The organism is Janthinobacterium sp. GL_088, assembly GCF_057837845.1.
Window position 1 is genome coordinate 3,313,802 of the sequence record NZ_CM174453.1, and the last position, 23,659, is coordinate 3,337,460.

At 62.9% G+C, this 23,659-nt stretch carries 21 protein-coding genes; 11 read left to right on the forward strand and 10 right to left on the reverse strand.

Features of this window, described 5'->3' with window-relative positions; all coding sequences use genetic code 11:
* Window positions 1-84 precede the first annotated feature (84 nt).
* Both AC3IQ7_RS14955 and AC3IQ7_RS14960 read right to left on the reverse strand, forming a co-directional pair.
* Complete coding sequence (locus AC3IQ7_RS14955) at window positions 85-792, reverse strand: hypothetical protein (RefSeq protein ID WP_489206501.1); 708 nt, start codon at window positions 790-792, stop codon at window positions 85-87.
* A 109-nt stretch (window positions 793-901) separates the two neighbouring features.
* The gene (locus AC3IQ7_RS14960; protein WP_034751103.1) at window positions 902-1,114 is read right to left on the reverse strand and encodes a hypothetical protein; all 213 of its coding nucleotides are present in this window, start codon (window positions 1,112-1,114) and stop codon (window positions 902-904) included.
* 260 nt (window positions 1,115-1,374) lie between these two features.
* Here AC3IQ7_RS14960 and AC3IQ7_RS14965 point away from each other — a divergent pair, with 260 nt between their 5' ends.
* On the forward strand, window positions 1,375-1,794 hold the full coding sequence (locus AC3IQ7_RS14965; RefSeq protein ID WP_034751100.1) for a YidB family protein: 420 nt from the start codon (window positions 1,375-1,377) through the stop codon (window positions 1,792-1,794).
* Between the two features lie 53 nt (window positions 1,795-1,847).
* Here the strand turns inward: AC3IQ7_RS14965 and AC3IQ7_RS14970 are convergent, their stop codons facing one another.
* Entirely contained in the window at window positions 1,848-2,966 is a 1,119-nt protein-coding gene (locus tag AC3IQ7_RS14970) for a LacI family DNA-binding transcriptional regulator (RefSeq protein ID WP_489206502.1), read from the reverse strand.
* Between the two features lie 624 nt (window positions 2,967-3,590).
* On the opposite strand from AC3IQ7_RS14970, the gene AC3IQ7_RS14975 reads away from it, so the two are divergent.
* From AC3IQ7_RS14975 to AC3IQ7_RS14995, 5 genes are all read left to right on the forward strand, one after another.
* Window positions 3,591-4,841, forward strand: a complete 1,251-nt coding sequence (locus AC3IQ7_RS14975; RefSeq protein WP_099403511.1) for an Hsp70 family protein — start codon at window positions 3,591-3,593, stop codon at window positions 4,839-4,841.
* 119 nt (window positions 4,842-4,960) lie between these two features.
* Window positions 4,961-5,590, forward strand: a complete 630-nt coding sequence (locus AC3IQ7_RS14980) for a 3'-5' exonuclease (protein ID WP_175445035.1) — start codon at window positions 4,961-4,963, stop codon at window positions 5,588-5,590.
* Window positions 5,591-5,766: 176 nt separating this feature from the next.
* A complete protein-coding gene (locus tag AC3IQ7_RS14985) occupies window positions 5,767-7,155 on the forward strand; it encodes a tetratricopeptide repeat protein (protein ID WP_489206503.1) in 1,389 nt (462 codons plus the stop codon).
* A 97-nt stretch (window positions 7,156-7,252) separates the two neighbouring features.
* Entirely contained in the window at window positions 7,253-7,729 is a 477-nt protein-coding gene (locus AC3IQ7_RS14990) for a DUF4262 domain-containing protein (protein ID WP_489206504.1), read from the forward strand.
* Entirely contained in the window at window positions 7,726-8,154 is a 429-nt protein-coding gene (locus tag AC3IQ7_RS14995; RefSeq protein ID WP_489206505.1) for a DUF6386 family protein, read from the forward strand. Before AC3IQ7_RS14990 ends, AC3IQ7_RS14995 begins: the two co-directional genes overlap by 4 nt.
* A gap of 30 nt (window positions 8,155-8,184) precedes the next feature.
* On the opposite strand, the gene AC3IQ7_RS15000 is transcribed toward AC3IQ7_RS14995, so the two are convergent.
* Entirely contained in the window at window positions 8,185-9,972 is a 1,788-nt protein-coding gene (locus tag AC3IQ7_RS15000; protein WP_099377137.1) for a GGDEF domain-containing protein, read from the reverse strand.
* A gap of 414 nt (window positions 9,973-10,386) precedes the next feature.
* On the opposite strand from AC3IQ7_RS15000, the gene AC3IQ7_RS15005 reads away from it, so the two are divergent.
* Entirely contained in the window at window positions 10,387-12,585 is a 2,199-nt protein-coding gene (locus AC3IQ7_RS15005) for a prolyl oligopeptidase family serine peptidase (RefSeq protein ID WP_099376939.1), read from the forward strand.
* Between the two features lie 65 nt (window positions 12,586-12,650).
* Here AC3IQ7_RS15005 and AC3IQ7_RS15010 read toward each other — a convergent pair whose 3' ends face one another.
* The 5 genes from AC3IQ7_RS15010 to AC3IQ7_RS15030 are packed head-to-tail and all read right to left on the reverse strand — an operon-like array spanning window position 12,651 to window position 17,768.
* Window positions 12,651-13,529, reverse strand: a complete 879-nt coding sequence (locus AC3IQ7_RS15010; RefSeq protein WP_489206506.1) for an STM4011 family radical SAM protein — start codon at window positions 13,527-13,529, stop codon at window positions 12,651-12,653.
* Window positions 13,523-14,902 carry an STM4012 family radical SAM protein gene (locus AC3IQ7_RS15015; RefSeq protein WP_489206507.1) on the reverse strand — a complete coding sequence of 460 codons (1,380 nt, stop codon included), beginning with the start codon at window positions 14,900-14,902 and terminating at the stop codon, window positions 13,523-13,525. The genes AC3IQ7_RS15010 and AC3IQ7_RS15015 overlap by 7 nt, the downstream gene beginning before the upstream one ends.
* Window positions 14,899-15,747, reverse strand: coding sequence for an STM4013/SEN3800 family hydrolase (locus AC3IQ7_RS15020; protein WP_099376937.1), 849 nt, complete (start codon window positions 15,745-15,747; stop codon window positions 14,899-14,901). The genes AC3IQ7_RS15015 and AC3IQ7_RS15020 overlap by 4 nt, the downstream gene beginning before the upstream one ends.
* Window positions 15,740-16,828 carry an STM4014 family protein gene (locus AC3IQ7_RS15025; RefSeq protein WP_489206508.1) on the reverse strand — a complete coding sequence of 363 codons (1,089 nt, stop codon included), beginning with the start codon at window positions 16,826-16,828 and terminating at the stop codon, window positions 15,740-15,742. Before AC3IQ7_RS15025 ends, AC3IQ7_RS15020 begins: the two co-directional genes overlap by 8 nt.
* A 13-nt stretch (window positions 16,829-16,841) precedes the next feature.
* Window positions 16,842-17,768 (reverse strand): STM4015 family protein, encoded by a 927-nt coding sequence (locus AC3IQ7_RS15030; RefSeq protein WP_099376935.1) that lies wholly within the window; start codon window positions 17,766-17,768, stop codon window positions 16,842-16,844.
* A 271-nt stretch (window positions 17,769-18,039) separates the two neighbouring features.
* On the opposite strand from AC3IQ7_RS15030, the gene AC3IQ7_RS15035 reads away from it, so the two are divergent.
* The gene (locus AC3IQ7_RS15035) at window positions 18,040-19,137 is read left to right on the forward strand and encodes a PEP-CTERM sorting domain-containing protein (RefSeq protein WP_489206509.1); all 1,098 of its coding nucleotides are present in this window, start codon (window positions 18,040-18,042) and stop codon (window positions 19,135-19,137) included.
* A gap of 38 nt (window positions 19,138-19,175) precedes the next feature.
* Here AC3IQ7_RS15035 and AC3IQ7_RS15040 read toward each other — a convergent pair whose 3' ends face one another.
* Window positions 19,176-19,751: a helix-turn-helix domain-containing protein gene (locus tag AC3IQ7_RS15040; RefSeq protein ID WP_077403922.1), complete on the reverse strand. Its 576-nt coding sequence runs from the start codon at window positions 19,749-19,751 to the stop codon at window positions 19,176-19,178.
* A 221-nt stretch (window positions 19,752-19,972) separates the two neighbouring features.
* On the opposite strand from AC3IQ7_RS15040, the gene kbl reads away from it, so the two are divergent.
* The 3 genes from kbl to AC3IQ7_RS15055 are packed head-to-tail and all read left to right on the forward strand — an operon-like array spanning window position 19,973 to window position 23,634.
* A complete protein-coding gene (kbl, locus tag AC3IQ7_RS15045) occupies window positions 19,973-21,199 on the forward strand; it encodes a glycine C-acetyltransferase (protein WP_099376933.1) in 1,227 nt (408 codons plus the stop codon).
* Window positions 21,200-21,219: 20 nt separating this feature from the next.
* On the forward strand, window positions 21,220-22,185 hold the full coding sequence (locus AC3IQ7_RS15050) for an NAD-dependent epimerase/dehydratase family protein (RefSeq protein WP_099376932.1): 966 nt from the start codon (window positions 21,220-21,222) through the stop codon (window positions 22,183-22,185).
* 48 nt (window positions 22,186-22,233) lie between these two features.
* Window positions 22,234-23,634 (forward strand): L-serine ammonia-lyase, encoded by a 1,401-nt coding sequence (locus AC3IQ7_RS15055; RefSeq protein WP_489206510.1) that lies wholly within the window; start codon window positions 22,234-22,236, stop codon window positions 23,632-23,634.
* Window positions 23,635-23,659 lie beyond the last annotated feature (25 nt).

Sequence of the window (23,659 nt, forward strand, 5' to 3'; positions counted from 1 at the left end):
CTTGTCCTCGCAGTGGTGATGGGGCAAGTCTACGCGGCGGTGCCGTGTCTGACTGTGGGCGGGCGCACCTTCCGACGCATTGCGTCAGAACCATTGCGGGTAGCGTTGGCGCAGCCGCCACAAGGGTGTCGAGACGATGGCCGTGGCGCTGTGCGAGGCGTCGTGGCCGCAGTGGCCGCAACTGTGGCGCCGGTGCGGCGCCAGCGCGAAGCTGCCCAGGTCCAGGTGCGGGTGGCCGCAGCGGGCGCAATCGCTGCAAGCGAGCGGCGCGCCGGCCTGCAAGGCGGCGGCGAGGGCCAGCGCGGCGGGCGGCGTGATATTCAGTTGCACTATGTCGTGAGGAAACAGGCCGGGCAGGGCGCGGCAGTCGATGGCCAGCGCGACCAGCTCGCGCGCCAGCAGGGTGCCGCCGTCATCGGACCGGGCGCGCAGTTGCAGCAAGCCCTCCGGACCCAGGCGCAAGGTGGTGGCGTGGAATTGCATGGGGTCGAACAGTTCCGGATACAGCACATAGCCCATGGGGCTGGCGTGCTGGCGGCAACGCATGGGCTGTGTTGCTTGCCAGCCGGCCAGATCGGCCTGCGTGCCCCAGTAGCACTGGTGCGTGCGGCACCAGTGCCGCGCCGCGCCATTGCGAAATTTTCCAGCGGGCAGCAGATCGCAGACGATGGTGGCGTCCAGTCCCGCGCCGGCGCGAAAGTGGCCCGTGATGTGGGCGGTGGTGACGGCAAGATGGCCCGTGCTCGCTTGCAGTGGCCAGCAGATGCCGGGCAGGGTCAGCGGCGTTGCCAATGGCGCCTCCGCGCGACTATCGGCTTGCCAGCCGATAGTGGGCCGGCATGAAAAAACCCGCCGGTTGGGGCGGGCTGTGCTGACGGGGATGCCAAAGGCATGGCCCGGTCTATTCTTCCGTATCGGCCAGGGTAACGATGGCGCGCGCCCACTTCGAGTATTTCAGGTTTGCCAGGTCGCGCACGGTCTTGATATTGAATGCCTGCTTGAGCAGCTCCGCATCTTTTTCGCTCACGCCTTGCAGCGCATCGACGGGGGCATCAGCGATTTCCTTGAACGTCTTTTTTTCGTAAGCCTTGTCTACCGCTTTATTGATGTTCATGTGTTGATACTCCTCAGTAAGTAGGAAAATTAATTCTACACGTTTTTGCGAAGTGTCAATTTACGCTTGCAAGTTGTGCCGAACTAAATATGATGGAGGTGGGCGCCTCGACAGTGAGGCCGTCCGTGCGTTCGCCTTGAGATTGCAATTATGGCATTTTTATTATTCATAGTATAATGATTTCCATGGTGGAGAATGGTCTGCGCCATGCCGGACGCCGCAGTCACGCGGCACGAATCGATAGCGTTCAGGAGAATACGATGAGTTTGCTAGATCAACTTGCAGGACAGGCGATGAGCGCTTTGGGCAATAAAAGTGCGGACGGGGAAGCCCCATCGGGATTGATGGCCAGTGTGATGGACCTGGTTAACCAGCACGGCGGCTTGCCCGGCCTGCTGCAGAAATTCCAGGAAAGCGGCCTGGGCGACCAGGTAGCCAGCTGGATCGGCACCGGCGCCAATGCGCCCGTTTCCGGCGAACAGATCAAGGATGCGCTGGGTAGCGATACGATCACCCAGATCGCTGAAAAAGCCGGCGTCGCCCCGGACGCGGCCTCGGGCGGCCTGGCAGCCTTGCTGCCCCAGCTGATCGACAAGCTGACGCCGGACGGTCAGGTACCGGAAGGCAATGACCTCGTCAGCCAGGGTTTGAATATGCTCAAGGGCAAGATTTTCGGTTGATTCCTTGGTTCTGAAAATGAAAAACCTCGCAGCGATGCGAGGTTTTTTTGTTTTCAGGCGGCGGCCATTATTCCCAGGCGCTGCGCCATATACGCCGGTTCGCTGGTCAGCCGCGCCGTACTCCCCTCGACCAGATACGAGCAATAGCGGCGCCGCTCGGCGCTGCCGCCGCGCCGTTCCATCAGTTCGCCCAGCATGGCGACGGCGTCGGTGGCCATCTTTTGCACGGGCTGGCGCAGGGTGGTGATGTCGTAGCTGAGCCAGCCCGACGCTTCCAGCGCGTCGAAACCGGCCACCGACATTTGCAGCGGCACCTGGATGCCCATCTGGTGGCGCGCCGTGTCCAGGCAGCCGATGGCCATGATGTCGTTGCCGCAAATGACGGCGTCCGGCACGCGGCCCAGGCGGTCGATGACCTTGCGCAAGCCCCGTCCGCCGCTGGCGTAATCGTAGTTGCCGCTGACGACGATGGGGGCAGGCAAGCCCAGGGTCAGCAAACGGTCGAGCATGCCGGCCTTGCGTTCCTGCGCGACGGCCGAGTCGCCGGGACCGTCGATGATGGCGAACTGGCGGTGGCCCGCCTCGGCCAGGCGCGAGACGAGCAGGCGCGCCGCTTCACCCTGGTCGCACAGCACGGCGTGTACGGCGTGCTCGCGCGGGCTGCGGTTGAACAGCACCAGCGGCACGTCGCGCCGGCCGAATTCGGCAATCTGCTCGTCCGACAGGCAGGCGGCCACGACGGCGCCGTCGACCTGGTATTGCCACACATCGCACAAGACTTTGCCGATATCGGCTTCGCGTTCCAGCGTAAACAATAATAAACGCTTGCCCTGGCGGGCGATTTGCTGGCTCAGGTCGGACAAGACTTGCGGATAGTACAGATTGGCCAGGTTGGAAATGATGACGGCCACCAGGTTCGAGCGCCGCGTGATCAGGCTGCGCGCGGCCGCGTTGGGGATGTAGTCGAGGCTGATGGCCGCCTGCATGACCTTGGCGTGGGTGGCTTGTGAGATGCTGGCGCCCGGCTTGAAGCAGCGCGACACGGCCGATTGCGACACGCCGGCCAGCAGGGCCACGTCATACGAGGTCACGCGCCGTCCGGCGCCGGGTATGGCGCGGCTGGCGGTGCTGGCGGTGCTGGGTGTCCGGGCTACAGTATTCTTTTTTCGCATATTGGTCTGGCAAGCAACCTGTCTCAAAGTATTCCTGCAGGCCCGGCCGCTTGTGGCGGCCTGGGCGGGCAGAATGAGCATAGCGTAAAAGATTGCCGCATGGCAAGACTGTTTTCTTGTTCATGTTGCAAAAAATATGACTGAATGGCAAGTGGTCGATGGGCTGGCACGCCAGGGTGGCGATCTCCGGCAGCACGTCCGCGCCGCTGGCATCCTGGCCTACGGCTGAACTCAGGCGCAGGTCGCTGCCGGCCAGGGCAGACGCCTGCGTGGCGGCGGCCCCCAGCGCACTGACGGACACGGCATCCTTGTCTTGTCTTGTCCGTCACGGCATCGACGCTGCCGAGGATGCCGGAATCGGCGGCAAACGAAATCTTTGCATTTGGCAAGGCCAGCTTGCCGCCATCGTTGACAGCGCGCAGCCGGCGCAGAGGGTTGGGGGGGGCACGATCGGTCTCCGGGAGCTGGCCGAGTTGCTTGGCGTTACTCCCAAGAGTAGCTTTTACGCGCGGCCAGTACTTGATGCAAAGCAATCTTGTGATATCGGCCGGGCTGAATGGTTTTACTGGTGCAATGGCCTGCTTTCTGATAACATAACGCCCCTTTATTCAGGGAAGGGTCGACATGGCCAATGCTTGCGGCGTCGATTTCGGCACGTCAAATTCCACGGTAGGCTGGGCACGTCCCGGGCAGAGCACCATGCTCGGCCTGGAAGATGGCAAGACGACCTTACCGTCCGTCGTCTTCTTCAATGCGGAAGACGAGGAAGTCAGTTTTGGCCGCGCGGCGCTGGCCGGCTATCTGGCCGGTTACGAGGGCCGCCTGATGCGCTCGCTGAAAAGCTTGCTGGGCACGAGTCTCATCGATGGCCAGACGGAAGTCGGTGGGCGTGCCTTGCCATTTCGCATGTTGCTGGCCCAATTCATTGGTGAAGTGAAACGCCGCGCCGAGCAGTCCGCCGGCCGCGAATTCTCGTCCGCCGTGTTCGGCCGTCCCGTCTTCTTTATCGATGACAATGCGCAAGCGGACCAGCTGGCGCAGGACACCTTGGCCGAAGTGGCCCGCTCCGTCGGCTTCAAGGATGTCGCCTTCCAGTTCGAACCGATTGCCGCCGCCTTCGACTACGAGTCGCAAATCGACAAGGAAGAACTGGTGCTGATCGCCGACATCGGCGGCGGTACCTCCGACTTTTCGCTGGTCCGTTTGTCGCCCGAGCGCGCGAAAAAGACCGAGCGGCGTGACGACATCCTCGCCACCGGCGGCGTGCACATCGGGGGCACGGATTTCGATAAATACCTGAGCCTGTCTTCCGTCATGCCTTTGCTCGGCTATGGCAGCCGCCTGCACAACAATAGCGAAGTGCCGTCCAGCTATTATTTCAACCTGGCTACCTGGCACACGATCAACCTGGCGTACACGAAGAAGATATGGGTGCAGCTGGCCGACGTGTGCCGCGACGCGCGTGAGCAAGACAAGATGGGGCGCTTGCAAAAGCTGATCGACGAGCGCGCCGGCCACTGGCTGGCCATGAAAGTGGAAGAGGGCAAGATCGCCCTGTCCGACGCGGCCGAAGTGCAGCTGGAGCTGGACCGCCTGTCGCCCGCGCAAAGCCTGTTGCTCAAACGTACGCAATTTGATGAAGCCATCGGCCACCTGTGCGGTTCCGTGGAAGAAACCGTGCTGCGCCTGCTGCGCGACGCGGGCGTGGCGCCGGATGCTGTCGACACCGTGTTCTTCACGGGCGGCTCAAGTGGCGTGCGCCTGCTGCGCGAAAAGATCGCAGCCTTGGTGCCGGCTGCGCGCAAGGTCGAGGGTGACCTGTTCGGCAGTATTGGCGCCGGCTTGGCGCTGGACGCCGTGCGCAAGTTCGGCTGATAAAATGTGCATGGCGGCGTTGCCGCGTCTTGCCGTACTAGTGTACTGTCTGCGACGTGGCGCCTTGCCCTGCGCATTTTATCGATACACCCACTGTTGCACCCATGAAAGAGCGCCCCATGAATGTGTTTGACAAACCGATCGTCATGATCGACTTCGAGACGACCGGATTGTCGCCCGACATGGGCGACCGCATCACGGAAGTGGCGGCGCTGCGCATCGAGGGCGGGCGGATCACGGACCGCTATGTGACCCTGATCAACTGCAATGCGCGCATCCCCTCGTTCATCACGGGCTTGACGGGCATCACGCAGGCCATGGTGGACAAGGCGCCGCCCGTGGCCGAGGTGGTGCCGCAGTTGCTGGATTTTATTGGCAGCGATGCCTTGTCGGCGCACAATGCCAGCTTCGATGAAAAATTCCTGCGCGCGGAAAGCGCCAGGCTGAACCTGGCACCGGCGCACCAGTCGCTCGTGTGTTCCTTGAAACTGTCGCGCCGCGTGTTTCCCGGCATGGCCAGCTACAAGCTGGGCTTGCTGTCGAGCCAGCTGGGCATCGCCTTCAAGAGCGCCGCCCACAGGGCCGAGTCCGATGCGGAAGTGGCGGCGCAAGTGCTGATCCATATCGGCCGCCATTTGCGCAGCAGCTATGGCATCGCCGATGTCGATGCGGATTTGCTCGTGTCGCTGAACAAGCTGGCCGCCGCCAAGGTGCCGCAATTCCTGCAAAAACACCCATCACGCCGCTGACCGCCGTTTCCCCTCTAAGCGGGCTCATCAAAACGATATAATTTTGTTATTTCGTTTGAGCCTGCTCAAGTGCTTCCCCCGCATCGAATTTAAAATTTAAGCAACACACGATTTCGCCGCCCTGGGCCGCCGTTTTGCGCGTGCTGCCGGCAAGCGCAATGTGGATGGGGGCGCACATGGACAAGCACCATACTGCCAGAGATAGCCACGAAGCGTATATCTGGTTCCGCACGGCTGCCGAGCAGGGCAATGCCTATGCCCAGTTCAACCTGGGCCTGATGTACAAGAAGGGTGAAGGCGTGGCGCAGGACGATGCGCGCGCCTTTGTCTGGCTGCGCCTGGCCGCGCTGCAAGGACTGGCCTTCGCGCAGAATCACCTGGGTGCCCTGTATTACCACGGCCGCGGCGTGGCACAGAGCGACGAGGACGCCGTGCTGTGGTTTCGCCGCGCGGCCGCTCAGGGCGATGCCTCGGCCCAGCAAAACCTGGGACAGATGTACCGCAAGGGACGCGGCGTGCTGCAGAGCGACGAGCTGGCCCTGGCGTGGTTTTACCGCGCTTCCGAGCAGGGCGTGGCCAGTGCGCAATCGTTGCTGGGCGAAGCCTATGCGCAAGGGCTGGGCGCGAAAAAGAACGATGCGTTGGCCCTGGCCTGGTTCCGCAAGGCCGCCTTGCAGGGCGATGCGCAGGCGCAGCTGAACCTGGGGCTCGTCTACAAGCGGGGCCAGGGCGTGGCGCAAAGCGATGCGCAGGCGCTGGCCTGGTTCCGTCAGGCCGCCGCCCAAGGCCTGGCCGTGGCGCAGCGGCAACTTGGCGTGGCGTATGCGGAAGGCCTGGGCGTGGCGCCTGACCAGCTGCGCGCCTACGCCTGGCTGCAGCGGGCGGCCGAGCAGGATGATGCCGACGCCCAGTTCAACCTGGGCCTGATGCTGGCACGGGGCCAGGGCGTGGACAAGGACGAGGCACGCGCCGTCGTCTGGTACCGGCGTGCCGCCCTGCAAGGCCATTGCATGGCGCAATACAATCTGGGCGGCATGTTTGCGGGCGGGCGCGGCGTCGTCCGCGACCTGCGCCAGGCGCTGGATTGGTATGCCAGGGCGGCGGCCCAGGGCGCCTCGAATGCGCAGTTCAACCTGGGCGTGATGTATGCCAATGGCCAGGGCGTCGAACGCGACGAGGTGTGCGCCGTGCGCTGGTACCGCACGGCGGCCGAGCAGGGCGATGCCAGTGCGCAAAACAACTTGGGCGTCATGTATGCGAACGGTCATGGCGTGCATCAAGACGATGGCCTGGCCGTGCAATGGTATGCGCGCGCGGCCGGCCAGGGTCATGCGCTGGCGCAATACAACCTGGGCGGCATGTACAACAGCGGGCGCGGCGTGGAGAAGGATCCCGTTTGCGGCTACATGTGGCTGGCGCTGGCGGCTGAGGGCGGCGATAGCGGGGCGGCCAGGGCGCGGGAAGCGGCTGCCGCCAGGCTGGAGCCGGCGCAGCTGCAGGAGGCGCAGCAGCGCATGCGGCAATGGCACCAGGTGCGCTTTCCACCGCGGCCGCCGCGCGACTGAAGCGTGGGCTGTGCACGTGGACGCGCGCTGCATGCGATAATTGCCGGCAGGCATGTCGCGAAGGCGGCATGGTTTTCGGCACAGTGAAAGGTGGAACATGGTAAGGCAGGCAGGCGAGGATGCATCCGAGCAAAAAGTCATCGACGACATCGCCACGCATGGCTGGCATGGCGTCCACATCAGTGCCGATGAAGAAGGTCCCGGCTATGCTTTTACCATAGGCGCTTGCCACAGCTTCGGCCAGCCGGAATTTCTCATCATGGGCTTGCCGCGTGCCATGGCCCACCAGATACTCGATGTGGCGCTGGACGCCGCGCGCAGCGGCGCCATCACGGATTTCACTGCCACCACGGACGTCTTGCTGGAAGGCCATCAGTGCGCCTTCGTGCGCGTGCCCGTGGAGCAGTATCGCAACTATGTCGGCTATGCGCGCTGGTATTACCGGGGCGATGATTTTATCTTGTACCAGATCGTCTGGCCGTCGCGCGATGGCCATTTTCCGTGGCAGGCGCAAGCCAGTGCGCAGTACGTGGGGAGCCAGCCCCTGCTGGGATCGGCGCCGCTGGCGGCATGACGAGTATTGTGACCGGCACGGCCACCGTGTGCGTGTTCGACCCGGCGCTCCTGCGCCACAAGCTGGAAGAGGACTGCGACTGGTGGAGCCTCCCCAGCGCGGAACTGGCGGCCGTGAATGCGGGGCAGGTGGCGTTTTTCAACGTGGGCGGCGACGGCGCGTATGACATTGCCTTGCATGCCGAACTTGCCGAGCCGCAGGTAGTCGTGCATCTGACGATCGCCTCGGGCCGCGTCTTCATCGGCGCCGGGGAAGACGTCACGGGCGGCGGCCTGGAACCGGACACGGCCTACGGCGGCCTGTTCGTGGACGTGCCCGCAGGCAGCTACCGCGTGCAGGCGCGCCGCGATGGTGCGCACGTCAGCCTGGCATTCGTGCCCGATGCGCGCGGCAGCAATGCGTTTGGCGACCTCGTACGCCTCTGATTCCGTTGAGCTTTTTGCTATTGCCCCTGGCTACGCGTCCATGCGCGCCGCGCCCGCGCCTTGCCGCCGGTCCAGGAACAGGCTGTTGCCATGGATTTTCTTTGCCTGTTTCTTCGCTTCGGCCGCCTGCGTGGCAATTTGATGGTGCGTGTAGTACTGGTGCGCCTCGACCTTGATGACGCCCAGCGATAGGCTGATCAACGAATAAAACACTTTCTTGCCTTGCCGGTCTTCGCTGATGTAGCCGCCCCGTTCGCAGTCGCCCGTGCTGTAATAGGCGAGGATGGCGGCAGCGAAGTCGTCCAGCATGGCCTGGCAGCGCGTTTCCCAGTCTTCGCTCTGGAACAGGATCATGAAATCGTCGCCGCCGATGTGGCCGATGAAGTCGCGGTTCGGGTCGCAGTGGCTGCTGAGGATTTCTCCCGTCAGCTGGATCACGTCGTCGCCCTTGCGGTAGCCGTACACATCGTTGAAAGGCTTGAAGTGGTCGAGGTCGCAATAGCAGACCCAGAAGCGGCTGCCGCTGTGCAATAAGCGGTCGATATGTTCGTTGATGGGCACGTTGCCGGGCAGTTGCGTCAGCGGGTTGGCGTAGCGGGCTGCATTGATCTGCATCTGCGTGATTTCGCGCATCAGGTCGTGTCCCGTGCCCATGCCCAGGTAGCGGCCGTGCTCGGTGATGATGAAACCGTTGAACAGGTGGTGGGCGTCCGACTGCACCATGGTGTAGCTGAGTTCCTGCAAGCTCGTCTCGTGGTCGGCGATCAGGGGTGTGGCATCCATGAACAGGCTGCAGGATTTCTTGCCATACAGTTCGCGCTGGTAGGGGCGGGCGAAGTGGTCGATCATTTCGAAGCGGCTGATCAGTCCCAGCGGCATGCCGTCGTCGACGACGGGGATGATCATCAGCTTCGGGTCTTTCAGAAAAATATCGTACACCTCGTTATTGTTTTTCTCGGGCGACACGGCCGCCACCCGGTGCAGCAGCTTGCGGATGCTGGCGCCGTTCTTTTCCAGGCTGCTGCGCTGCGGATACACGGCCACGCCGTTGCGTCCCAGCGCCTGCACCACTTCGGCCGGCAGGGCGCGCGCCGGCACCGCGTTGGGCCGGCCCAGGTGATAGCCTTGTCCAAACGCTACGCCCAGGTCGCGCAAGACCAGCAATTCCGTCTGCGCCTCGATGCCCTCGGCGATCACCAGGGTGCCCGATTTTTCCGCGATTTCCTGGATCGAGCGCACGAACTGCAGTTTCACGGGGTCGTTATTGATGCCCTGGATGAAATGCATGTCGATTTTCACGTATTCCGGACGCAGTTCCGACCACAGGCGCAGGCTGGAAAAGCCTTCGCCCAGATCGTCGATGGCGATCTGGAAACCCATGTTGCGGTAGTGCAGCACCGCTTCGCGCATCAGCTCGTAGTCATACGTGGGCTGGTTTTCCGTCAGCTCGATGATGACGCGGTCCGGATTGATGCCGATATGTTCGATGTATTCCAGGGTTTCGCCATGGCGCGCATTGCGCAGCAACAGGCATTCGGGGCTGACGTTGAGGAATAATTTGCCGGGCAGCTGCAGCTCTGCAAAGCGTTCGAGCACCACTTGCCGGCACAGGTGTTCCACTTCCAGGGTCAGGTCATGCGCGCGCGCCACCTTGAACAGATTCATCGGCGCGTGCAGGGGGCTGTCGGACGGCCCCCGTATCAAGCCTTCGTAGCCGATGATGTCGCCGCTGTGCATGTGGATGATGGGCTGGAACAGCGCGCTGAGCTTGCGGCCAGCCAGGATCTCGTGCAAGGCATCCGTCCCTTCGATGCCCATGGATACCGATGGCGGCTTCAGGTAAGCCACGTTCGATGGCACCGCGCCGGGCGGCGCGGCGGTGGCGGTGGGGAGGGCGAGAGTGTGCATAGGCGGACGTGACGGCACGGCCTCTGGACGGGCCATGAACATGTTGCCGATGGTAAAGAAGAATTATGACGGCTTGATGAAACGACTTTGCTTTTGATAATGTTTCTTACATGAACGTCAGTTTGCCGATTCCGGCGAAAGCGAGATTTATCACGCCAATTTACGTGAATTACCCAAACAAAAGACGGCAAATCCACCGGATAACTGTGCTTTAAAAGTGGCAATCCGCGCTATGATTTCTCTTGGCGAAAGTCAACATAGGCTGCCGCAGAGTTTGCTTGAGCGGTATGCTTTTCCCGACATCCAACAATGAGACGACAACCCATGCAATTACGTAGTGCAACCCTCATATTCAGCTTGATGACCGCTTTCGGCGGCAATGCCCTGGCGCAAAGCGCCGCGATGCCATCGTGCCCGGCAGGCGACGGCGCTGCCGTGACGTATCCTGTCAGCAAAAAAGTCGACCAGCAAGACAGCTATTTCGGCACCACCATTGCCGACCCGTACCGCTGGCTGGAAGATGCCAACAGCGCGGAAACGGGCGAGTGGGTCACGGCGCAAAACAAGCTGACGCAGTCGTATCTGGGCACCATCCCCGAGCGCGCCGCGATCAAGCAGCGCCTGACCAAGCTGTGGAACTATGAGCGTTTCTCTACGCCAACGAAGCAGGGCGGCCGTTACTTCTACAGCCGCAATGACGGCTTGCAGAACCAGGCCGTGCTGTACACGGTGAAAAAACTGACGGACGAGCCACGCCTGCTGCTGGACCCGAACACCCTGTCCACGGATGGCACGGTGGCGCTGGCCGGCACTTCGATCAGCCCGAATGGCAAGTACCTGGCGTATGCCACGTCCGCTTCCGGTTCCGACTGGAATGAGTGGAAAGTGCGCGACATCGAATCGGGCAAGGATTTGACGGACCACATCCAGTGGGCCAAGTTCTCCGGCGCTTCGTGGACCAAGGATAATACCGGTTTCTTCTACAGCCGCTATGACGCGCCGAACGAAGCCACCAAGCTGGCCGATATCAATTACTTCCAGAAATTGTATTTCCACAAGATCGGCACGCCGCAAAGCGATGACGTACTGGTCTTTGACCGTCCCGACCAGAAGGAATGGGCGTTTGGCGGCAGCACCGTCAGCGACGACGGCAATTACCTGATCATCACGGCCACGCAGGGCACGGAACGCAAGAACCGCATCTTCTACAAGGACTTGCGCCAGAAGAACGCCAAGGTCGTGGGCTTGCTGGAAGCGTTCGATGCGTCGTACTCGTTCATCGACAATGACGGCCCCGTGTTCTTCTTCAAGACGGATAACAAGGCGCCAAAATCGCGCGTGATCGCCATCGATACGCGTAAACCGCTGCCCTCCGACTGGAAGGAAATCGTGCCGCAAAGCGCGGAAACCCTCGTTGCCGTCAACCTGATCAACAACCAGCTGGTGCTCGACTATTTGAAAGATGCGCAAACGCAAATCAAGATCGTCGACCTGAAGGGCAAGCTGGTGCGCGAAGTGGCCTTGCCAGGCATCGGTTCGGCAGGCGGCTTTGCCGGCAAGCGTGGCGACACGGAAACGTTCTACTCGTTTACCAGCTTCACGACGCCAGCGACCATCTACCGCTACGACATGAAATCGGGCAAGAGCAGCGTGTACCGCCAGCCGAAGGTCGATTTCGACCCGAACGCCTTTGAAACGCGCCAGCAATTCTTTACCAGCCGCGACGGCACCAAGGTACCGATGTTCATCGTCTCGAAAAAAGGCATGAAGCTGGACGGCACGAACCCGACCTATCTGTACGGTTATGGCGGTTTCAATATTTCGCTGACGCCTAGCTTCTCCGTGGCGAATCTTGCCTGGGTGGAAATGGGCGGTGTCTACGTGATGGCCAACCTGCGCGGCGGCGGGGAATACGGCGAAGCCTGGCACCAGGCTGGCACCAAGCTGAACAAGCAAAACGTCTTCGACGATTTCATTGGCGCGGCGCAATGGCTGGTGGACAACAAGGTCACCTCGCCATCCAAGCTGGCGATCGGCGGCGGCAGCAATGGCGGCCTGCTGGTCGGCGCGGCCATGACGCAGCGTCCCGACCTGTTCGCCGCAGCGATTCCGCAAGTGGGTGTGCTCGACATGTTGCGCTTCCACAAGTTCACCGTGGGCTGGGGCTGGGTGCCTGACTACGGTTCGTCGGACGATGCCGAGCAGTTCAAGGCGCTGGTGAAATACTCGCCGCTGCACAACCTGAAGGCGGGCGGCTGCTATCCGGCCACCATGATCACGACGGCCGACCACGATGACCGCGTCGTGCCTGCCCACAGCTTCAAGTTCGCTGCAGCTGCCCAGGCAGCGCAAGGCGGCGCGGCGCCCGTGCTGATCCGTATCGACAGCAAGGCTGGCCATGGCGCCGGCAAGCCGACGACCAAGCAGATCGAAGAAGTGGCGGACCGCTGGGGCTTCCTCAGCCGTTCGCTGAAGATGACGCCGGTTACTGTGCCTGAACCGGCCAAGGTGGCGGCGCAGTAAATCAGCGCAGTAATTCGGTAGTTGTTATAAAGTAAAAGGCGCGGGCGCAGTTGGCCCGCGCTTTTTTACGTCCGCTGCACAGGCGCGATGCGCGCCAGCACGCCGTTTTCAAACGTGGACTGAAACGGCAAATCCTTGCGCTGCGCATAGCCGATATAGCAGTCGCACTTGAAGCGGGGGCAGCGGCGTTCCTGCAGCATGTCCGCCAGATCGTCCTCGTACAGATTCCCCAGCCGTTCGGGCACGAAGTGGCAGCGCGCCAGTTCGCCATCGCCATCGACGGACAGCGACGCTTCGCCCGCCAGGCACGGTTTATTGCGCGAGGGCGACGGGCGGCGGTTTTGCGCGAACCACGGGTCGACGCCGTCAAGCCAGGCCAGGTCTTCCACACTGTAATAGCCGGGACCACGCCGGTCATACGCGTTCAGCCACAGGTAGACGTGGGCCGGCAGGGCCGCGCGCAGGGCGCGGATGGCATCCAGGTGTTCGTTCATCGCCACGACGCCGACGGAATAGCGCACGCCCATGGCGTCCAGGCGCGCGCAGCGTTCGTGAAAGCGGGCAAGGGTCGTCTGGTCCGGGTGATAGGTGCACCACAGGCCGATTTTTTCCAGGCCGTCCATCCCTTGCAGCCAGTTCAAGGGGCCGGACAGATTTGTCTGCAGCGCCACCTGGCGCACGTGCGGCAAGGCTGCCAGGGTTTGCATGGTCGTACGGTAGTGGCGCCGCACCAGCGCTTCGCCCCACGGCGTGAACAGGATGCTGATGTCCCGCTTTTGTGCCGCCACCCAGCTGGTAAAACGCGCCACTTCGCGCGCATCGCGGGCCAGCGCGGCGCGGCTGTCGCGCTTCTTGGCGAACGGGCAGTAGCCGCAGGCGTAATTGCAGCTTGCCAAGGTGCCCCGGTACAGCAGGGACAGCGTTTCTGCCGGTGCTGTCAGCACGCCTGGCCGCCATCGGCCATCAGCGCGCGCACCGTCTCCGAGGCCAGCCACGGGCCGATGGTGTCGGCGTAGCTGTAGCCCCTGTCATTCAGGCGCAGCAGCGGGCCGTTTTCTTCCACCAGGGCCAAGGAGTGCAATTCTGCCAGCTGCGGCAAGTCCTGTTCGCAGCGGCTGCCGAAGCGCGCCCTGTAGGCGTCGCGGTCCAGGCCCGGTTCCGTCAGCAGCGACTGGATCACGTAGCGCCGGCGCTGTTCTTCGTCATCGAGCTGGTAGCCGTGTTCGGCCTGCGCGAAGCGCGCCTCGTCCAGCGCCAGGTAGTTGTCGATGATGCCGATGGTTTCAGTTCTCGCCACCGCGTATTCGCTCGAATAATGCAGGTTGGCCGTGTAGGAGCGGGCGCCCGCGCCCAGGCCCACCATTCCGTCATTCTGGCAGCAGTACGAAGGACCGTTTTGTTCCGGCGCATGGGGCGCGCGGAACATGCGCATCGATACCTGCTCATAGCCTTGCGCGCGCAGATGGTCGCGCGCGGCCGCGTACAGGACCAGGCGGCTGTCGCCGTCACGCGCCAGCATGATGGGGTTGAGCGTTTCGGCTCCCTGGCGGCGCGCCACCTTGCCGAGACCCGTCTGCTCGCGCACGTACAGCGGATACAGGTAGATTTCTTCGGGCCGGAAGGCCAGCGCGCTGTCGATGGAGGCGAGCAGGCTGGCCACGGTTTGCCCGGCGATGCCGTAGATCAGGTCCAGGTTCAGGGTGGGAAAGCCGGCCGCGCGTATCAGGCCGATGGCGTGATGCACGGTGGCGTTTTGCTGGGGGCGGGCCAGCGCGCGCATTTCGCCGGCGGCAAAGCTCTGGATGCCCAGGCTGACCCGGTCGATGCCGTGCGCGCGGCAGACGGCAAGCCGTTCCGCCGTGATGGTTTCGGGCGAGGCTTCGATGCCGGCCGGCGTGGCTTGTAGGTCGATGCCGAGGATGTCGCGCGCGCCGCATAGCAGGGTATCGAGCTGCGCCGGCGACAAATAAGTGGGCGTGCCGCCGCCCAGCGCGAAGCGGGCAAAGCGCCGTTCGCCCAGCGCGCCGTTGAGCGCGCGCATCTGCACCAGCACTTGCTGCACGTAGCGCTCGACCATGTCTGCACTCGGGCGTGCCATGGCGAACAGGTTGCAAAAGCCGCAGCGCATTTCGCAAAACGGAATATGGATATACGCGAACAGGGCGGCGCGGTCTTGCCGCGCCCACAGGGGCGCCAGTGGCGCCGCCTGCGGCAAGGCGCGGTAGGCCGCCTTGTGCGGATACGAATACGAATACGCCTGGTAGGGCGTGTGGCGCATGCGCTGCGCCAGGGTGCCAGGTTGTTCGGAAGGGTTCACGATGGGGACTCCTGGGAAATGGTATCGGTATCGGGGGCGATGAAGAAATGCGCATACGGCACGTTCCACACGCTGTCGTGGGCCACTCTATGGCCGCGGTAGCCGTCTTCGCCATACGCGCTGCCGTGGTCCGAGCAGACGATGGCAAACGTGGGCGCGCGCGCGGCGCAGGCGGCAAACAGGGGCGCCAATGCGCCATCCACATAGCGCAGGGCTGCCGCATGGCTTTCCAGGCAGTCGGCGCGGCAGCCGGGCAGGTAGGCGCGGTTCGGCGTGTGCAGGGCGGCCACGTTGATGAACAAGAAGGTGCGCTGGTCGCCGTCCGCCAGGCGCTCGACGGCCAGCGCCACCTGCTTTTGCGTCGAGTGGCGGCTGGCCACGCCCATGCCGGCGCTCCAGTGGCTTTCCTGGAACAGCGACGGCAGCACCGTGCCCAGGGCCGTCTGTTTGTTGAAGAAGCCCACGCCGCCGATGCAGATGGTGCGGTAGCCGCGCACGGCCAGGGCGGCGGGAAGGTCCGCTTCCTCGAACGCAAACGTGTGCGGCGAGGTGGTTTCGCTGCCTGCAAAAGCGCTGGCGAACAGGCGCGCATGGCGGCCCGGCGCGGCTGGCGTGGGCAAAAAGCCCGCGAAGAAGGCCTGGTGCGCCGCATACGTAAAGGTGGCAGGCGAGTGGCGACGTTCCCAGCCTCCGGGCGGCAGAAAACGTCCCAGCACGGGCAATTCGCCCGCCTCAAACAGGGCTTGCGCCACGTCATAGCGCAGCGTGTCGAGCGTGATGAAGACGAGGTCGTGGCTGCCGATGAGGGCGTGCATGTCCGGGATGGCTGGTGTGTCTTTAAGCATGTGTCAGTTGTGCCGCATAAGTGTCCGCCCCTTGCCATAGCAGTCCAGGCAGCAGGTCACCGAAGGCGTTCGCTTCCAGCACATGGGCCTGGCCCTGGCGCACCACGAGGTCGTAACCCGTCACGTGGCTGGCGGGGAAGGCGCGCGCGGCCTGGATGGCAGTTGCTTCCAGCGCCGCCAGGTCGGCTGCGCTCAAGAGGCCAGATGCCTCGCCGCGCCGGTTGTCGAGGTGCAGATTCGTCATCATGTGTTGTCCGATGCGCGCCACCCGGTGCGCGGGCTGGCCCGCCAGGGTCACGACGCGCAGGTCGTAATGGCTGTCGCCGCAGCGCGGCTTGTTCAGCCATGCTTCCGCATACAGTTCCTGGGCGGCCAGCGCGTCGACGAGGGCCGCGATATCGTGCCGGGTCTCGTAGCGCGCCATGCGCTTGACGTTGAACAAACGCGTCTGGCCATCCGTCCGCGACAAGGTGGCCGAGGTGGTGGCTTGCTGGCGTCCGGCCTTGTTCCTGCGGTAGGCGACGACGCCGGAGGCCGATGAACCATATCGCGGTTTCAGATACACGCGGTCGAGGTCATGCTCGTGCAGCAGCGACTGCAGATGCTGGTAGCCGTGCACGGGGCCGAGCAAGACGGGTATGGGCACGCCGTGCGCGGCCAGGTGGCGCTGGCAAGCCAGCTTGTCCGTCATGCGGAGAATTTCGGCCGGCGCATTGAACGCGCGTATTGCCGGCAAGGCCGCCAGCTGCCTTGCCAGGCCCTGCATCGCATTGGCAAAGCCCGCAAACCACGCATCCATGGCCAGCAGCTGGCCATGTGCGGGCGCGTCGACGGCAGGACGGTCCAGCAGCCGGCAGCCCGCCTGCAGCAAGAGCACATGGGCGGCAGGATCGTCGCCGGGCGGTTCGATTTTCAGGCGGCCGGACTGGCGCAGGGCGGCTTCCAGCAGCGCCGGCTGCGCCAGCCAGTCGCGCCATTCGAGCACCTGCGCGGGCGGCAGGCGCAGTTGCGCGCGCGCCGCCTGCATCAGGCGCACGCGCTTGCTGCCCTGTGTCGCCAGCAGGGTGAGATGCGTGTGCAAAGGGTGAATCCGCTTATTCCCCGACTGCCACGTAGCGGTAGCTTTCGCCGTCGTCTTCATCGGCTTCCTGCGGGTCGTCCAGCACCACATCGAAGGGCAGCGCTTTCAGCTTGGCCTGGTTTTCTTCCGAGATGTAGTGGTGCGACAGGTCCAGGCGCTTCAACTTGCCCAGCTGCGTGTGATTGAGCACGGCCACGGCGCCCAGGTCGCCGATGGTGCCCAGCGACAGGTCGAGGGTGTCGAGCTGCGCCACCAGCGGTTCTTCCGCCAGCCAGACGGCCAGGTCGTCGGCGATTTCCGCGTCGCGCAAGCCCAGGTAGCGCAGGGTCGGCACGGTCAGCTGCGCCAGCACCTTGCGGTACAGGTCGACGTCGCCCGAAAAGCCATAGTCGTCCGTGCCCAGCCACAGTTCCAGGTGTTCCAGCTGTGGCATGCTCGATTGCGCCAGCGCCTCGGCGATCTTTTGATCGAGTCCACCCGCTTCGATGGTGAACCGACGCAGGTTCTGGTGCGCGAACGGTTCGATGACGAGCTCATTGCCGCCGCGGATGCGCAGTTCTTCCAGCTGCGGGAAAGCATCCAGCAGCGGCTTGTAGCTGCCTTGCACGATCCACGAAATTTCGCATTCCTCGTACGTCATGTCGCCGATGAACAGGGCGCGCAGGTTCGGCAACTGCGGCGCGTGGCTGGCCAGCGCGGCGATCACTTCGTCGGCACCCGCTTCGTACGGGTCGCCCCACATGCCGATGATCAGCGCTGCGAGCGTGTTCTGGTCCGCCTTGGCGAGAAAACCGGCGATCAGCTCGTCCATCTTGCGCTTGTCGTCGTATTCCAGCGACAGGCGGTAGACGATGTCAGGCGACGCGTCGAAGGGCAGGTCCGGGTCGTACTGGACTACTTTCTTGTTGTGGAAGGTGGTGGTGCTGTCGGAAATGGTCATCGCGTGGGCTCCGTTAAAAACAGTTGGGGCCTGGATGCCGCGCAGGGGCGTAGCAAGGATGGGGCGAGCCGGGATGTGCTGCGGCGCTTTGCAAAGACATCCAGGCCTGGAAATCTTGTCTATTGCGAAATCTTAGCATGGACAAAAGGACTTATTGCGCACGGCTGCGCGGCAACGCAGCGAATGGAAATGCCTTGCAAACAACAATGTTGTCAAATAAGTTTACATTTTTGATATTTAATCGTATCGTGCATTTTTCTTGGAGGGAATAATGAAAATAATCCGGAGAATCGCGCTGCCCTTGTTTTGCGCTTGCGTCAGCACGCCGGCGCTCGCACAGGGGGCGCCGGCATCGCCGCCCCAGTTTTCGGTCACCGTGTTCGAGAATGCATCGCTGGCCAATCTGAGCGTGGGCAGCATCAGCGCCATGGGGCAGATTTACGGCGTTGGCCGGCTCGACGGCGTCGACATGGTGTATGCCACGGCGGGCAGTCAGTTGACGGTGGCGCCGAAGGCCGCAGTGAGTAACCTGGTGTTTGCCAGCAATGCGGCCGGGGATAGCCTCGTGCGTTCTGCGGGCAGCAATGGCAATGCGCTGGTGCACATCCTGTCGGGCGGCATGGCCACCTCGCTCAATATCGCCGGGCAAACGACGTGGTCCGGCACGATGAATGCTGCAGGGCAAGTTGCCTTCAATGCGGGGTTTGGCAGTTATGCCACTTTCGACTACACGACGAAAGCCTATCTGTACGACCCGCAAACGGGCATACGGGCGCTGGGCACCCTGGGCGGCAAGGATAGCTATGTCACGGGCATCAACGACGATGGCGTCGTCGTCGGCGCTTCCGCGATGGCGCCGACGCCCGGCGGTTCGCAAGGCTTCATGTACAAGGATGGCGTGATGACCAGCGCGACGGGCTGGGGCGGTTACCAGAGCACGATTTCGGGCATCAACAATGCGGGCCAGATGGTGGGCCATGTCACCCCCGACTGGAACCAGGACCGGACGCGCGGTTTTCTCAAGACCGACGGCAACAACACGTTCTTGAAATCCATCTCCACACCGATCGGCGTGGATGGCTTGGGCCAAGTGCTGGGGGCAAACGCCATGTTCTACAGCAATGGGGTGACTTACAGCCTGGAAAGTCTGGTGCAGGGAGAGGCGGGCTGGAGCTACATGGCCGTCGGCGGCATCAACGAGGCGGGACAGATTTCCGCGCGCCGTTGCCAGTCGCTCATTTGCGAGATTGTCCGCCTCGATCCCGTCAGCGCCGTGCCCGAGCCGCAAACCTATGCCATGTTGCTGGCTGGCATGGCCTTGCTGGGCTTTGCGGGGCGCCGGCAGCGTCCGTGTGATGCCGTAACGTAATACTTTCTGCCAGACAGCATAGAGGATGGGCCAGCGCGCTAGCGGTGGATTACCACCAGCAGCGCCTTGCCCTCCGTTTTTCCCAGATTCCTGATGGTATGCGGCAAGTCCGCCGGATACCTGGCCGTGCCGCCATTCTTGACCTTTTTCTTCGCCGTCCCCACTTCCAGCTCCAGGTTGCCGTGGATCACCGTCAAATGCTCGGTGGTGCCCGGATCATGGGGCTGCGAGGCCAGTTCCCCGCCTGGCGCCAAGGTCACCTCATACCATTCGTATTTGCCCGCCAGTTCCATCGGCCCCAGGATGCGCAGCACGTAGCCTGCGTGGTCGCCGGGCAGGGTGGGGGTTTCGTGGGCATCCGTGATGCGGATGGTTTCCACGGCTTTTTCCGCGCTGGACAGCAATTCACCGATCTGCACGCCCAGGGCGTTGGCCAGGCGCCACGTGATGGCGATGGTGGGATTGGCTTTTTCGCGTTCGATTTGCGACAGCATGGACTTCGACACGCCGGCGATGCGCGACAAATCCTCCAGTGTCAGGCCGCGCGCCAGGCGCAGCCGTTGCAGAGTGGCGCCTACTTCGGGCGGAGAATTGGTCGAAACGCTGGTTTTCATCGGCAGGTGGCTTGCAAAGTTCAAAAGGCTTGGGTAATATCCACTATATTGAATTTCAGTTCGAAATAGTGGATTTTGAAGGAAATCACGGAAACGTGTAGACTTCAAACAGCGCTTCACGGTACAGCATTGTGCGCGCACCGGTCAAGCGGCTGTTTCCCCCTATGGCGGCTGAGGTCACCCGGACGCCACACATACAACAGGGACACACAAGGATCATCATGAGCGAGCAAGCGAAGAACACCTTTTTCAGCGGTCTGCAACAGAATCTCGATCAATTGCGCCAGCAGGGCTTGTACAAGCCCGAGCGCGTGATCGCCTCGCGCCAGGGCGCTGAAGTGGTGTGCGACGATGGCCGTACCCTGATCAATATGTGTGCGAATAACTACCTGGGCCTGTCCGGCGACCTGCAGACGCAGGAAGCGTCTATTGCTGCCACGCAAAAATACGGCTACGGCCTGTCGTCCGTGCGCTTTATCTGCGGCACGCAAACCGTACATAAAGAACTGGAACAGGCGATTTCCGCGTTCCTGGGTACCGAAGACACGATTTTGTACGCGGCGGCCTTCGACGCCAACGGCGGCGTGTTCGAGCCCCTGTTCGATGAAAACGACGCCATCATCTCGGATGCGCTGAACCACGCTTCCATCATCGACGGCATCCGCCTGTGCAAGGCTGGCCGCTACCGCTACGCCCATAACGACATGGCCGACCTGGAAGTGCAGCTGAAAGCGGCGATTGCCGCCGGCAAGCGCCATAAGGTCATCGTCACGGACGGCGTGTTCTCGATGGATGGCACGATTGCGCAACTGGACAAGATCTGCGACCTGGCCGACCAGTACGGCGCGCTGGTGATGATCGACGAATGCCACGCTTCCGGCTTCATGGGCGCGACGGGCCGCGGCACGCACGAACACCACAATGTGATGGGCCGCATCGACATCATCACGGGCACCCTGGGCAAGGCCCTGGGCGGCGCCATGGGCGGCTTTACCTCCGCGCGCAAGGAAGTCATCGACACCCTGCGCCAGAAATCGCGCCCTTATCTGTTCTCGAACACCCTGGCGCCATCAATCGCCGGCGCTTCGCTGTCGGTTTTGGCCCGCCTGGCCAAGTCGACGGAACTGCGCGACCGCCTGCATGAAAACACGGCTTTCTTCCGCAGCGAGATCGAGCGCATCGGTTTCACCATCAAGCCGGGCACCCATCCGGTCGTGCCGGTGATGCTGTTCGACGCCCCCGTGGCGCAGAAATTCGCCGCCCGCCTGTATGAACTGGGCGTGCTGGTGACGGGCTTCTTCTACCCGGTCGTGCCGATGGGCCAGGCCAGGGTCCGCGTGCAGCTGTCCGCCGCCCACACCCGTGAACAACTGGTGCAAGTGCTGGCCGCCTTCGAGCAGGCAGGCAAGGAACTCGGTTTGCTGACCACCACTACCACTACCAACTAACAAGAATTCAGGAAAATAGCATGGAACGCATCTTAGTCATTGGCGCAAACGGCCAAATCGGTAGTGAACTGGTGGGCGCGCTGGCGCAGCAGCACGGCGCGGACAACGTCATCGCCAGCGACATCGGCACGAATAACCTGTACCAGGCCAAGCGCTATGCGCAACTGAATGTGCTGGACAAGGACGGCCTGGCGAGCATCATCGCCGATGAAGGCATCACCCAGGTGTACCAGCTGGCGGCCATGCTGTCGGCCACGGGCGAAGCGGCGCCATTGAAGGCGTGGAGCCTGAACATGGATGGCTTGCTGAATATCCTGGAACTGGCGCGCGAACGGGGCGAGGCAGGTAAGCCGCTGCGCATCTTCTGGCCATCGTCGATCGCCGCCTTCGGCCCGAACACGCCGCAAGTGAACACGCCGCAAATGACGGTGATGGACCCGACCTCGATGTACGGCATCAGCAAGCTGGCCGGCGAGCGCCTGTGCGAGTACTACTTCAACAAGTATGGCGTGGACGTGCGCAGCATCCGGTATCCGGGCATCATCAGCTACAAATCGCCTCCGGGCGGCGGCACCACCGATTACGCCATCGCCATCTTCCATGCGGCCTTGCGCGGCGAGCGCTATGACTGCTTCCTCGACGCGAACACCACCTTGCCGATGATTTACATGCCCGATGCCATCCGCGCCACCATCGAACTGATGGACGCGCCGGTAGCTTCCATCAAGATCCGTTCTTCGTACAATGTGGCCGGCGTGTCGTTCAACCCCGAGCAGCTGGCGAAAGCCATCGTGCGCATGGTGCCTGACTTCAAGATCAGCTACAAGCCGGACAGCCGTCAGGCCATCGCCGACAGCTGGCCGCAAAGCCTGGACGACAGCAAGGCCGGCGCCGACTGGGGCTGGAAGGCGCAGATCGGCGTCGAACGGATGGTTACCGACATGCTGGCCAATGTCGATGCTGGGCAGGCCGCCAAGGCAGCCTGAGTCCGGCACCGGCATTCATAAAAACATACTAATATAAAGAGACACTACATGGATATGAGCGTATTTGACCTGTTCAAGATCGGCATCGGGCCGTCGAGTTCCCACACGGTGGGGCCGATGGTGGCGGCGCGGCGTTTCCTGGTCGAATACGGTCCGCTGGACCAGGTAGTGGGCGTCGAGGCGGCCCTGTACGGCTCGCTGGCGCTGACGGGCGTGGGCCATGCCACGGACAAGGCCGTCATTCTCGGTCTGATGGGCGAAACGCCGCAGGACGTGGCGCCCGATGCCGTCGACAGCAAGCTGGCCGCCATCGAGGCGGCCGGCGAGATCGCCTTGCTGGGCACGCACGTGGTGCCATTCACGGCTGCCACGGGCTTGATCTGGCACAAGAGCGAATCCTTGCCAGAACATCCGAACGGCATGCGCTTTACACTGAAACTGGCGGACGGCAGCCGTGCCGACAAGGTGTATTACTCGATCGGCGGCGGTTTTATCCGCGAGGCAGGCGAGGCACAGGCCGAAGCGGCCGTGGAGTCGGCCGCCAGCGCGCGGGTCGTCTTCCCCTTCGACACGATGGAGCAGTTACTGGCGCATGGCGTGGAAAGCGGCCTGTCGATCCCTGAAATGCTGCGCGCGAACGAGTGCGTCAAGCGCAGCGAGACGGAACTCAATGAAGGCCTGGACCGTATCTGGCACGTCATGCGCGACTGCATCGCGCACGGCCTGGAAACGACGGGCAACCTGCCGGGCGGTTTGAACGTGAAGCGCCGCGCCGCGAAATTGTGGCGATTGGCGCAGGAGGCGAAGGCATCCGACAACCGCGCCAACGACTTGCCGCACGACGCCGTGCACCTGGTCAGCCTGTACGCGATGGCCGTCAACGAGGAAAACGCGGCCGGCGGTCGCGTCGTCACGGCGCCGACCAATGGCGCCGCCGGCATCATCCCGGCCGTGCTGCGTTACTACGCGCAGGATTGCCGCCCCAGCGACCCGGTGGGCGGCGTGCGCCGCTTCATGCTGACGGCGGCCGCCATCGGCATGCTATGCAAGCGCAATGCGTCGATCTCGGGCGCCGAAGTGGGTTGCCAGGGCGAAGTGGGCGTGGCGTGCGCCATGGCGGCGGCCGGCCTGGTGGCGGCGCTGGGCGGCACGAACGAGCAGATCGAAAACGCGGCTGAAATCGGCATCGAGCACCACCTGGGCATGACCTGTGACCCGATCGGCGGCCTGGTGCAGATCCCGTGCATCGAGCGCAATGGCATGGGCGCCGTGAAAGCGATTACGGCCGCTTCGCTGGCGCTGAAGGGCGACGGCACGCATTTCGTCAGCCTCGACGAAGTCATCGAAACCATGCGCCAGACGGGCGCGGACATGCAGGACAAGTACAAGGAAACGTCGTTGGGTGGCTTGGCCGTTCACGTCATTACAGTGAACCATGCCGCTTGCTGATGGCGGTATTATCGGCTTGACGCAG